Below are 12,440 nucleotides of genomic sequence, written 5' to 3' on the forward strand. Positions count from 1 at the left end.
GAGTGAAAATGAAATCCTCAAACACAAAATCTAAAATCTTAGCCAAACAAGAAAAATCAATCATCATTGCGAGCGAGCAACGCGAGCGCGGCAATCCGCAATCTGCAAAATGCAACACAAACAACATTTGTCATACTGAGGGCGTAGCCCGAAGTATCCAAAATGAAATAGATTGCCACGCGGATTTTGTCAAATCCGATCGCGATGACAGCAATATTTGTCATACTGAGCGTAGCGAAGTATCTCTAAAAAACATAGATTGCCACGAATTAGATTCTGCAAAAATACAGAATCTAATTGCTCGCAATAATACCCACCCCCAAACCCCCTCCGCAAGGGAGGGGGCTTATTTTGGATTGCCACGCGTTGCAAGCAACGCTCGCAATGACGGCATTATTTCCACCTCCATTGCGGAGTTGCAAACCTCTTATTCCCCCTCCCTTGCGGAGGGGGCTAGGGGGTGGGTATCTTTAGATTCCACCGCCGTCATTGTAAGCAATGACAAAAAAAATCCGTCATTGCGAGCGTTGCAACGCAACGCGTGGCAATCCACGACAAAAAACGCTACAAATGATTCTAGCGTTGCAGATTTTGCAAAAGCAGATATTGCAAATACAGATTCTAGCGTTACAAGCCTTGCAAAAGCAAAATCTAATAATGCAAATTTTGCTAGCGCAAAATCTACCCACCCCCAAACCCCCTCCGCAAGGGAGGGGGCTTTAAGAAGTGTTGCCACTCTTTCAAGGGATGGGGTTTTTATATCCAACGCTACTACCAATATTTGTCATACTGAGCGTAGCGAAGTATCTCTAAAAAACATAGATTGCCACGATTTTGCAACTTTTAACAAAGCCGCAAATTCTCGCAATGGCGGCATTATTTTCCCTTCCCTTGCGGATTTGCAAACCTCTTATTCCCCCTCCCTTGCGGAGGGGGCTAGGGGGTGGGTATCTTTAGATTCCACCGCCGTCATTGTAAGCAATGACAAAAAAAATCCGTCATTGCGAGCGTTGCAACGCAACGCGTGGCAATCCACGACAAAAAACGCTACAAATGATTCTAGCATTGCAAATTTTAGCAAGGTAGATATTGTAAATACAGATTCTAACGTTGCAAGTCTTGCAAATGCAAAATCTAATAATGCAAATTTTGCTAGCGCAAAATCTACCCACCCCCAAACCCCCTCCGCAAGGGAGGGGGCTTCTTCCGCAAGGGAGAGGGCTTTAAAAAACATTGCCAACGCTACAAATTGTCATACTGAGGCTTTAGCCGAAGTATCTCAAAATGCGCAAATCAATAGAGATATTTCAGGCTTCGCCCTCAATATGACAAAAGGGAATGATATGACAAAGAAAAACAATACGACAAAGGGGATATAATATGACAAAAAATCCAAATACACAAAGCAGGAGTGAAAATATGAAACAGCGGACAACACAAAAAAAGCCAAAGGAAAACAAAAAGAAAAACAATGCAACAAAGGAGTATAATATGGCAAAGGAAAAGAAAATGACAAAGAGCAACAAAAACACGCCAAACGAAAGTCAAAATCCAAAAAACAGGAGTGAAAATATGACAAACAATGCCAAAAATACGCCAATACAAACAACAAAAATCCAAACCACCAAAATCCAAGCCACCAAGCCTAAAAAGCTAGCATTGTCCCTAGCCACAGCGACACTCATAGCAGGATTTAGCCTAGATAGCCTAGTCGCAGGCTGCACAGGGACAAATCAAGCAAACCATAGTAGCATCACTTGCTCAGGCTCTATGAATGTAAGCGATATGTGGAATCCATATCTCTCCATCGGTAGCACTACCTACAATATCAACAACCTCACAGCAAATGGTGGAAACAAGACTTTATCATTTCGAGCATCTATGACTTCGACTGCGGGCGGTGGTAGCAACTATCTAAATATCAACAGCACCAACGCAAACACTTCTAGCTTGACCGTATCCTTTGACACGGGGAACTACAGCCGAGTAAGCGTAAGCAACACAAGGCTAGGTAGCCTAACCGTAGGAGGCAGCAGAAGCTCTAATAGCATAAACATAAATAGTAGCTCAAATATCAGCACGCTTACCATATCCTCTAGCAACTCAAACACAAATGTATCTAGCTCCACCATAGGCACACTAAATGTAAATAATTGGGTAGGCACGCTAAATATCAACAATAGCTCGGTGTCTAGTATCAACAATAATGGTAGTATAAGCAATCTAAACTTGCAAAATAGCGCAAGAGTAACCAACCTAACCAACAATGCCAACAAAACTATCTCAAATCTAACTATCACAAATAGCTCCATAACAGGCAAGCTAGATAATAAGGGGACAATCAATACGCTAAGAGCCACAAATAGCACCATAAGCAACCTCACAAATAGCGGGACAATCAATACGCTAAACCTAAATAGCACCATAAGCAACCTCACAAATAGCGGGACAATCAATACGCTAAACCTAAATAGCACCATAAGCAACCTCACAAATAGCGGGACAATCAATACGCTAAACCTAAATAGCTCCTCGATAAATAGCCTATCAAATACAAAGACAATAGGCAATCTAACACTTGATAACTCTAGTATCAATAGTTTTAGCAACACAGGAACTATCACAGGGAATCTAACCCTACAAAATGGCTCTAAAATCAATGGCGCAGTAAATGTAGGAACTATCACAGGGAATCTATCTATAATAGGGAAAAGTTCCATAGGTTCTATCACGGGTGGGACTATCAGTGGGAATCTAGTGCTAGGAAATGATAGAGATAGAGGAGTATTTAGCCCTTCTTTAGAAAGCTTTGATATTAAAGCAAGTGTGAGCGGATATTTAGCCGTATATAGTGCTTCACTTAAGTTAGATTCTGCAGGAAGCGATTGGAATAGCAGCCAAAACGGAGAACATATCGCGGTAGCAAAAGCAGAAAAAGGAGCGCACATAGCCGATGGCGCTATCTATATCAACATAGGAAAAGCACCTAAACCAGAAAGAGATAGCGACAACTATGAGACAAAAAACCTTGTAGTAGCTACTGATGGCACCATCTCAAATGCCAATGATCTGAAGTTTAAGCACATATATACAACCAATGAGCTAACCTCAGGACCGGGCTCAAAGCTAATCCCTCTAGATGAAAATAATCAATCTCTAGAAAACGCTAGCAGAGCATTGCAACAAGAAGCGACAAAATTTCGACTTGAAGCAGATGTGCCATCTAGCTTTGGTGCTGCAATGTATCGTTCTTTGACAATGGGAAATATACGGCGCAATATAATGACGCAAAATATCCTAGATACGATGACGACAAAGACATTTCGTAGTGATAAGTTTTACAACCAAGAAGTAGAACTCCGCCTTTTGCAATACGAGATGAGCAGGATAACCAATCGTAGCTCTAAATTTAACAAACTAAAGCGCAAAAACGAGAAAAAGCTCGATAGAGTGCGCGAAAAAATGGCAAAGCTAACCCTAGAGCAAAGCAAAGGACAAGACATAGACAAAGGCTATAATAACTTCGAGCTACTTGACCAGCTAGATGTGGCGTTTATCCCTTATAGTGGCAAGCGCGATTGGAGGCTTTTTGCGCTTCCTTATGCTAGCCACACTTATGGCTACCTAGCGAGCAATCAAACCCAAGAATACGCAGTGGGCGGAATCTTTGGAGTGCAAAGAAATTTACGCAAAAACGGAATCTTTGGCGGATATATGGGCTATGAGTTTTCAAATTCGGGGATAAATATCGTAGGTGCTTCTACGACACTGCAAACAAATTCACTTCAAGCGGGGATAAATTATTTTAAAACTTACGCCATTGCAAAAAAAGTCGCAGAGGGATTCCTCAAAGTAAATGTGCGCGGTGGGGTGGATTTACCACAATTTAGATTTGATACTTCATTTACAAATTCTAAGATTGAAGTGGATAAAAGCAAGACAAAATCTCTCATACCTTTGATGTATAATGTCGGCGCAGAGATAAGTGGAGGCGTAACTTTTTATCAATTTAAGCGAAATAGCTATATAGCACCTACTATTGGGCTAAGCTATGATTTTTTATCGATGACGCCACTAAAGTTTGATAAGCCATTTGGTGCTAGCGAAGCTTACAACGCTATTTATTGGCATTTGCCTCAAGCAAGTCTAGGCGTGCGCTACTACAAAGTGGTGGGCAATAAATTTCGCTTTAACACCAAACTAGGTGTGAAATACAACTTTCTAAGTTATCAAAAGGCTTCATTTAAGCTAGGACAATTTGATAATAGCAATACAATTTCCCTGCCTAAAGTATATGGAAACCTAGCGTTTGACTTTATATGGAGCGTAAAGAAAAACCACGAAATAAGTCTAGGCTATGATGGGCTTTTCTTTGCTTCTAGTTTTGCCAAAAAATATGGCGAAGCTACGCAGGATTGGTTTAATGGCGTAACGACTACGATAAACCTAAAATACGCCTATTGGTTTGGAGGCACAGACTACAAAACCGACAAAGACGGAAATGTAGTCGGTAGCAACAAATCCAAAAAAACCAAAAAATCCAAATCCAAAAAACCAAAGAAAAGCAAAGAAAAGAAATCTAAGAAAAAAATCGTCTATATTGACGGGTAATGCCCTATCGTCATTGCCACGCACTACATTTTTCATACTGAGGCTTTTGAAAAAAGCCGAAGTATCTCGTCATTGCGAGCGTGGCTTACGCCACGCGTGGCAATCTATAATATCCCCCTCCCTTGCGGTGCATTTTGCCTTTTCCCCCTCCATTGCAGAGTTGCAAACTCTTAGTCCCCCTCCCTTGCGGAGGGGGCTAGGGGGTGGGTTGTCATACTGAGGTTTCGCAAGAAACCGAAGTATCTCTATTTTTGTTATATTGAGCGTTTGGCGAAATATCTCTATTTTATTGCGTATTTTGAGATACTTCGCTCACTTCGTTTGCTCAGTATGACAAGCATTGCCGTCATTGCGAGCCGTGCTTGCACGGCGTGGCAATCCAAATCCCCAATCCATTGCGGATTTGCAAACTTCTTATTCCCCCTCCCTTGCGGAGGGGGCTAGGGGGTGGGTATCTTTAGATTCCACCGCCGTCATTGCGAGCGGATTTGACAAAATCCGCGTGGCAATCTATGATTTTTTGAGATACTTCGTTTTACTTAGTCCGACAAATTTTTGGATTGCCATGCTCACTCCGTTTGCTCGCAATGACGGAGTTTTTTTGTCATTGCTTACAATGACGGCACTGAAATCTAAAAAAACCCACCCCCAAACCCCCTCCGCAATGGAGGGGGCTTATTTTGGATTGCCACGCAAAATCTAACGATTTTGCTCGCAATGACGGCATTGTTTCCCCCTCCCTTGCGGAGGGGGCTAGGGGGTGGGTATTCTTAGACTTTACCTCTGTCATTGTAGATTTTTTGTCATTGTGAGCAAAAACGCGAGTAAAAAATGAATGTAGGCAAATTTTTGCGTGGCAATCTATGGTTTTAGAGATATTTCGCGCTCACGCCCTGAATATGCCAAAAATAACAAACCCACCCCCTAACCCCCTCCGCAATGGAGTAGGCTTTTAAAGCCAACGCTACCACCAATATTTGTCATACTGAGCGTAGCGAAGTATCTCTAAAAAACATAGATTGCCACGAATTTGCAACTTTTAACAAAGTCGCAAATTCTCGCAATGACGGCAGTGTAAAATCTCTCAATAAGAGAATTTATCCCTCCATTGCGGATTTACAAACCTCTTTTTCCCCCTCCCTTGCGGAGGGGGCTAGGGGGTGGGTATCTTGTCGGACTAAGCAAACCGAAGCATCTCAAAATCTAACAAACATTTGTCATACTGAGGTTTCGTAAGAAACCGAAGTATCTCTATTTTTCATTTAATGTTTGAGATACTTCACTCACTTCACTCGCTCAAGTAATGACAAAGAAAATTTTGTCATTGTGGGCAAACATTCCACTGCCGTCATTGCGAGCGGATTTGCAAAATCCGCGTGGCAATCTACTCATTATATTTTGTCATACTGAGGTTTCGTAAGAAACCGAAGTATCTCAAAGTGTAGCTTCTTTATAAAATCTAAAAATGCAAATAGAGATATTTCGCTTACGCTCAATATGACAATGTAGTTTTTTCCCCCTCCCTTGCGGAGTTGCAAACCTATTATTCCCCTCCCTTGCGGAGGGGGCTAGGGGGTGGGTATTCTTAGACTTTACCTCTGTCATTGTAGATTTTTTGTCATTGTGAGCAAAAATGCGAGTAAAAAATGAATGTAGGCAAATTTTTGCGTAGCAATCTATAATTTTTGAGATATTTCGCGCTCACGCCCTGAATATGCCAAAAATAACAAACCCACCCCCAAACCCCCTCCGCAAGGGAGGGGGAATTATGGATTTCCACGCGGATTTTTATAAATCCGCTCGCAATGACAAGTTGTTATTTGTTAAATTTAGACTTTCTATTTTTGTCATATTGAGGGACAAGCCCGAAGCATTCTCACAAAACAACATTTGCAAAAAACGAAAAATTTTGCACCATAATGCGATTTTTGTGCAAAAGTTTGGATATTTTGGCTTCTGCAAAATATTAGTATTGCAAAGTTATAAATAGCGAATACGACAAAAATCAAAAACTTAATGCAAAGTTTAAAAACCACTCATTTTCGCGAGATAGGACATATTTTTGGCGAAAAAGTGTTTCACTTTTTGTGTCATTTTCGCGCACCGAATTAGCGTTGCTGGCACAAACTGCCGCAGTCGAGCCTGTCGTGCATAGCCCATTATACCCATACCAACGCTCTGTGGCGATGGAGTAAAAATTATGCTTATAGCCTAGATTTGCACGCAAAAATCGCGTGATATATACTGAAATCCCATAGCGCAAAAATCCCCCACTCCCCGAAGCAAAAAACGAATCATCTAAATTGCTAGCTTTGCCACCTTTATATTCGGCATTGTTGGCTGAGGCTAGCTCGTTTTTAAATGATTTGTTTTTATTGTCCCCTTGAGTGTATCGCCCAAACTCTATCCCCCCGCCAAAAAACACTCCCACGCGTAAATATGCTAAGCGATTTTTCCACCACGATTTATCCGCACCTACCGATTTTCTTAGCCAATAATCAATCGGTGCATTTAGCATAATATCTGCCCCAACCCCAAATGTCATAAAAGTCCCGTTATTTGCTAGCGTGCCTTGCAGGGAATCGCTAGGTTGCGGGGTTTTATCAAAAGTAAATTTATCTGTTTTGATATTATTTGCATCACTAGAATCAATAATTTCAATTCCACTACTTGGGATATTATTTGTGCTTGTATCGCGTGTGCTAGAGCCTGCGATTAGATTTCCTAGTCCGCCATTTTTGGAGCTAAATTCTCCAAAAAGTCGCACGCCCAAAATATCAAACTTATCAAAAAAATGCTCTACGCCTATTTCTAGGGTGTAGCCTTTGGCTAGATTGCCTTGATATGCTGCGCTTGTGGTGTCGCCACGACAGAGTTGATTTGGGCAGGTGGGGACTTCTTTGCTCATAGAGTTTGTGTTGCTTGTGTGCGTGGTGCTTCCTCCTAGTATCCCGCTACTTACATAGATATGGAGCAAATCCCCGATAAGATTTCGCTTTTTTGTAGTTGTCTCATCACTACTTTCATTTGGAGCAGAATCCACAAGCCTATTGATAGAATCCTGTGCTAGCGCGTCTTTTAGGATTTCTTTTTCTTTTTCTTCTTTTTGATTTTCTAAGTCATTAGATTTTGTGAGATTTTTGCGCATAGTGCGTTTGGGTTTTTTTAGCTTGAAATATTTTGCGTCATTTATTCGCGCTTTTCTTGCTTCTTTGTTTGTGGTGGCACATTGTGCGGGGGACATAATGCACGCGATATATGCAAAAATCAATACCAAACAAATTTTTTTCATTTACACACTTTTTTGATTTAGTTTTATGATTTGTGGCAATGGCGAAACAATCAAAGAGCTGTCAAAAAATTCTTCTATCGCTTCGCGCATAGATTTTGGATTAGTCATATTATTTACCACATTTCTAAACGCGCTTGCCCCCTCCTCTCCTTTGGCATAGGCGTGCAGATTTTTGCGAAACATTATCGCCCCACGCTCGCCATAAAAATCAATCATTGAATCAAAATGCTCTAGCACGATTTCGCGCTTTATGACTTTTGGTAGCTCTTGGTTTTCGTATTTTTCGCTAGATTTTGCGCTAAATGTGCTAGATTTTAGATTTTGCTTTATCTGCCAAAAAATCCACGGAGATTTTAGCGCGGCACGGCCTATCATCACTCCATTTGCGCCTGTAAAATCTAGCACTTCAATAGCTTTGCTTGGGCTATCTATCTCGCCATTTGCAATGAGTGGGTGAGATAAAATCTGCTTCATACTCGCTAAAGCGTTATAATCAATGCGCTCTTTTTTATACGCATCGGTTTTTGTGCGTGCGTGGGCTACGACAAAATCTACATTTGCGTCATTTAGTGCGTTTGCAATCTCTAATGGAATCTTTTTGTCAAACCCTAATCGCACTTTTACGCTTGTATATGTCGCATTTGTCTTTTCTTTGATGAGATTTAGGCATTTTACTAATAAATCTAAATCTTTTAAAAGTCCGCTCCCATTGCCGTGATTTGCGACTTTTGGAGCTGGGCAACCACAATTAAAATCTAGTATATCAATGTGGTTTTGGTGCGTTTGATTTTGTGCGTTTAGCACTTCTATTGCTTTTGTGATGATGTCTGGTTTTGAGCCTGCGATTTGGACAGAGAAAGGCGTCTCATTTGGGGATTTTGAAATCATTTTTAGCGTTTTTGCGCTACTAAAAGCTAGGGCGTGAGAGCTTATCATCTCGCTAACGGTAATATCCACACCAAAACGCTTTACAACCTTGCGAAATGGCAAATCTGTATAGCCTGCAAGGGGGGCTAAAAATAGTAGATTTTCAAATATGATTTTGGGATTTTTTGGTGTGATTTGTGTTGTTTGCGTGATTTGGCACATACGCGTTTCCTTATAATTTTTATAAAATTCATATTTTTAGATATGGATTAGAAGCAAAATCTATGTCATTTTTTTTAATAATGTCTTTGTGTGATAAAAATTTAGAATCCAAGATTCTAGCACAAAATGCAAAAGACTTAACAATTTTATGACATAATCGCAGACTTAATTTCGCGCTTTTTTCTTTGCAAATAATTGCAAGAATATATGCAAAAAAAGCGCGATTTTAGCAAGCGTTTGCGCGAAAAAAACTCGCGTGAAAAAACTCGCATTTAATGCAAAAAACTTCGTAAAAAAGGATACAAATGAAAAATGTGCTAAAAAACATAAAACAAGTAAAAAAAGTGTTGGCTTTATTTGCGCTATCTTTAGGGATATTAGGGATTTTTAGCCTAAGTGGTTGTAGCGATGAAAATCGCAACTTAGAATCCATAAAGGCAAAAAATGAGCTAATAATAGGCGTTTTTGGTGATAAACCACCTTTTGGCTACATAAATGAGCAAGGACAAAATGTAGGTTTTGATGTATATATCGCAAAAAGGCTTGCACAGGAGCTTTTGGGTAGTCAAGATGGCGTAAAATTTATGCTAGTGGAGGCTGCAAATAGGGCTGAGTTTTTGCGCTCAAACAAAGTTGATATAATGATGGCAAACTACACAAAAACACCTGAGAGGGAGCAACAAGTAGATTTTGCTATGCCATATATGAAAGTCGCATTAGGCGTGGTAAGCGAGGGAGGCAAAATCATTGATGTTTCTCAACTAGCAGGCAAAGTTCTAATCGTAAATAAAGGCACGACAGCAGATTTTTATTTCACAAAAAATCACCCTGAAATAAAGCTACTAAAATTTGAGCAAAATACCGAGACTTTTGCTGCGCTAAAAGATGGCAGAGGAGATGCGCTCGCACACGATAATACTTTGCTTTTTGCGTGGGCAAAGCAAAATCCAAACTACCAAGTAGGCATAAAAAAATTAGGGCAAGATGATGTCATCGCCCCTGCAGTAAAAAAAGGCAATAAAGAACTGCTAGAATGGATAAATACCACTATGGAAAATCTAACAAAAGAGGGATTTTTTAGCGAAGCGTATAATCAAACGCTTGCCCCTGTATTTAGCGAGGATATAAAATCTAGCGATGTGGTGTTTGAATAAAAAATGACAAGGCTATGATTTTTTGTAGAGACACAATAAACACCGCAAGCAAGGGACAAAAATGACAAAAAACCTCCACCAAGACACACTACTAATCCACGCGGGAGAATGCGTAGATTCTGCCACAGGGGCGGTAAATTTTCCTATCTACCAAACTTCCACTTACGCACAAGAATCACTAGGCAAACACAAAGGCTATGAATACTCCCGCACGGGCAATCCAACTAGAGCAGCCCTAGAGCGACTTATAGCAGAGCTAGAGGGCGCAGGGCTAGGCAAAAAAACTTATGGATTTGGCTTTGCTTCTGGTATGGCGGCAAGTAGTTGTGTGTTTAGTCTTTTTAAAAACGGGGATAAGATTTTAATCTCAAGCAATGTCTATGGCGGGACTTTCCGCGTGCTAGATAAGGTGTTTAGTCAATTTGGGCTAGGCTATGAAATAATAGATATGCGCGATGAAAGCGCGCTAGAATCTGCTATCAAAAAAAGCAAAGATTCTATCAAAGCCTTATTTTTAGAAACCCCTGCAAATCCGCTAATGACCGTTACTTCCATAGAATCCGTAGCTAAAATCGCAAAAAAACACAATATGTTGTTAATCGTGGATAACACATTTATGACGCCATATTTGCAAAAGCCTTTGTGCTTTGGAGCGGATATTGTGGTGCATTCTGCGACTAAATATCTAGGAGGACATAGCGATATAGTCGCAGGCTGCGTGGTGGTGGGTGATAAAGATTTGGCTAGTCAAATTGGATTTTTGCAAAATGCTATCGGTGCGGTGCTAGCACCATTTGATAGTTTTTTACTCATTCGAGGGATAAAGACTTTGGGCGTTAGGATGCAAAGACATTGTGAAAATGCCCTAAAAATCGCGCAATTTTTAGAATCAAATTCCGCGATAGAAAGAGTGTATTATCCCCTGCTAGATTCAAATAATGCAAAATCTATCCAGCAATCTCAAGCAAATGGGGGCGGAGGAATGATAAGTTTTGAGCTAAAAGATGGGTATGATTTTAGGGTATTTGTGCAATCTTGCGCGCTTATACCATTAGCAGAATCACTAGGTGGCGTAGAATCCTTACTTTGCCATCCATCTAGTATGACGCACGCTTCGATTCCAAAAGAGATTAGGGAGAGTGTGGGGATTAGGGATAGTTTGGTGCGATTATCTGTGGGCATAGAAAATGTCGATGATTTAATCATAGACTTAACAAACGCGCTTCAAAAAAGCAAAATCTAACCAAAATCTAGCAAAGCAAAATCTAAAAAAAGATTTTGCTAATATTGCTTAAAAATCTAAAAAAAATCTATGCAAAAAGCATAGAAAATCTAAAATCAAAAAAACATAAAAGGACATAAAATGCTGATACACTCCATCACGCAAGCAGTGCGAGATACGCCACTTTTGGAGTTGGGACATTTGGGCGTGCCAAATGGAAATAAAATCTATGGCAAATGTGAGTATGCAAACCCAGCAGGCGGGCTAAAAGACCGCACAGGAATCTATATGATAGAGCAAGCCCAAAAAAACGGAATCTTGCACGAAAATACCGTAATCATCGAAGCCACAGCGGGCAACACAGGGCTAGGATTAGCCTTAGCGACTTTGCATACGCCATATCGATTGATTTTGGTTATCCCTAAGCATTTTTCCAAACAAAAGCAATCTCTTATCCGCGCACTTGGCGCAGAAGTGATAAACACGCCCGAAGAACAAGGCATACAAGGTGCGCTTGATAAGGCAGAAGAATTGCTAAAAGAGATTCCAAACGCGCTATCTTTAGGGCAGTTTGAAAACGCAGATAACCCACAGGCGCATTATTGCCACACGGCAAGAGAGATTTATACCGAGCTAAATGGAAAGATTGATTATTTTATCGCAGGTGCAGGAAGCGGAGGTAGCTTTAGCGGAATCGCAAAATACCTAAAAGAGCAAAATCCTAAAATCCAAACGATACTATGCGACCCGCTAGGCTCACATATTGGTGGCTATGGCAAAGAAGATGAGGGGGTATGCTCTCATATCGAGGGAATTGGCAATAAAATAACGCCTAAAACAATGGATAGCACTCTAGTAGATAAAGTGCTAAAAATCAGCGATAAAGAGGCAATAGAGGGGGTAAAAATGCTATCTCTAAAAGAAGGCGTGCTAGCGGGAATCTCATCTGGCGCGTGCCTTATGGCTGCCCTAAAGCTAGCAAATCAAATCAAAGATTCTCATATTGTTACTATATTTGCCGATAGATTGGAGAGATACATTGATGAGAGAGGCATTTTTTAGCATTGCTACA

General features: G+C 40.7%; 12 protein-coding genes. 9 read left to right on the forward strand and 3 right to left on the reverse strand.

Annotated elements, in window-relative coordinates; all coding sequences use genetic code 11:
* Positions 1-8: 8 nt before the first annotated feature.
* The 5 genes from ACWIX0_RS00140 to ACWIX0_RS00160 all read left to right on the forward strand — a co-directional run bounded on the left by ACWIX0_RS00140 (position 9) and on the right by ACWIX0_RS00160 (position 5,423).
* Complete coding sequence (locus ACWIX0_RS00140) at positions 9-1,379, forward strand: hypothetical protein (RefSeq protein ID WP_454170881.1); 1,371 nt, start codon at positions 9-11, stop codon at positions 1,377-1,379.
* A 1-nt stretch (position 1,380) separates the two neighbouring features.
* Positions 1,381-4,611, forward strand: coding sequence for a hypothetical protein (locus ACWIX0_RS00145; protein ID WP_454170883.1), 3,231 nt, complete (start codon positions 1,381-1,383; stop codon positions 4,609-4,611).
* On the forward strand, positions 4,601-4,831 hold the full coding sequence (locus tag ACWIX0_RS00150; protein WP_454170885.1) for a hypothetical protein: 231 nt from the start codon (positions 4,601-4,603) through the stop codon (positions 4,829-4,831). Before ACWIX0_RS00145 ends, ACWIX0_RS00150 begins: the two co-directional genes overlap by 11 nt.
* A gap of 129 nt (positions 4,832-4,960) precedes the next feature.
* Positions 4,961-5,314, forward strand: coding sequence for a hypothetical protein (locus ACWIX0_RS00155; RefSeq protein ID WP_454170886.1), 354 nt, complete (start codon positions 4,961-4,963; stop codon positions 5,312-5,314).
* Entirely contained in the window at positions 5,292-5,423 is a 132-nt protein-coding gene (locus ACWIX0_RS00160; RefSeq protein WP_454170888.1) for a hypothetical protein, read from the forward strand. Before ACWIX0_RS00155 ends, ACWIX0_RS00160 begins: the two co-directional genes overlap by 23 nt.
* A gap of 622 nt (positions 5,424-6,045) precedes the next feature.
* Here ACWIX0_RS00160 and ACWIX0_RS00165 read toward each other — a convergent pair.
* A complete protein-coding gene (locus ACWIX0_RS00165) occupies positions 6,046-6,216 on the reverse strand; it encodes a hypothetical protein (RefSeq protein ID WP_454170890.1) in 171 nt (56 codons plus the stop codon).
* A 109-nt stretch (positions 6,217-6,325) separates the two neighbouring features.
* Between ACWIX0_RS00165 and ACWIX0_RS00170 the strand changes: the two genes are divergently transcribed.
* Positions 6,326-6,601, forward strand: coding sequence for a hypothetical protein (locus tag ACWIX0_RS00170; RefSeq protein ID WP_454170892.1), 276 nt, complete (start codon positions 6,326-6,328; stop codon positions 6,599-6,601).
* A 15-nt stretch (positions 6,602-6,616) separates the two neighbouring features.
* Here the strand turns inward: ACWIX0_RS00170 and ACWIX0_RS00175 are convergent, their stop codons facing one another.
* Positions 6,617-7,903 carry a hypothetical protein gene (locus tag ACWIX0_RS00175; protein ID WP_454170894.1) on the reverse strand — a complete coding sequence of 429 codons (1,287 nt, stop codon included), beginning with the start codon at positions 7,901-7,903 and terminating at the stop codon, positions 6,617-6,619.
* Positions 7,904-8,944, reverse strand: a complete 1,041-nt coding sequence (locus ACWIX0_RS00180) for a tRNA dihydrouridine synthase (protein ID WP_454171062.1) — start codon at positions 8,942-8,944, stop codon at positions 7,904-7,906.
* A 353-nt stretch (positions 8,945-9,297) separates the two neighbouring features.
* Here ACWIX0_RS00180 and ACWIX0_RS00185 point away from each other — a divergent pair, with 353 nt between their 5' ends.
* The 3 genes from ACWIX0_RS00185 to ACWIX0_RS00195 all read left to right on the forward strand — a co-directional run bounded on the left by ACWIX0_RS00185 (position 9,298) and on the right by ACWIX0_RS00195 (position 12,430).
* Positions 9,298-10,146, forward strand: a complete 849-nt coding sequence (locus ACWIX0_RS00185) for a cysteine ABC transporter substrate-binding protein (protein WP_454170896.1) — start codon at positions 9,298-9,300, stop codon at positions 10,144-10,146.
* Between the two features lie 61 nt (positions 10,147-10,207).
* Complete coding sequence (locus tag ACWIX0_RS00190) at positions 10,208-11,389, forward strand: trans-sulfuration enzyme family protein (RefSeq protein ID WP_454170898.1); 1,182 nt, start codon at positions 10,208-10,210, stop codon at positions 11,387-11,389.
* 120 nt (positions 11,390-11,509) lie between these two features.
* Positions 11,510-12,430: a PLP-dependent cysteine synthase family protein gene (locus tag ACWIX0_RS00195; protein ID WP_454170900.1), complete on the forward strand. Its 921-nt coding sequence runs from the start codon at positions 11,510-11,512 to the stop codon at positions 12,428-12,430.
* Positions 12,431-12,440: the final 10 nt, after the last annotated feature.

This window comes from Helicobacter sp. T3_23-1059 (assembly GCF_053654515.1).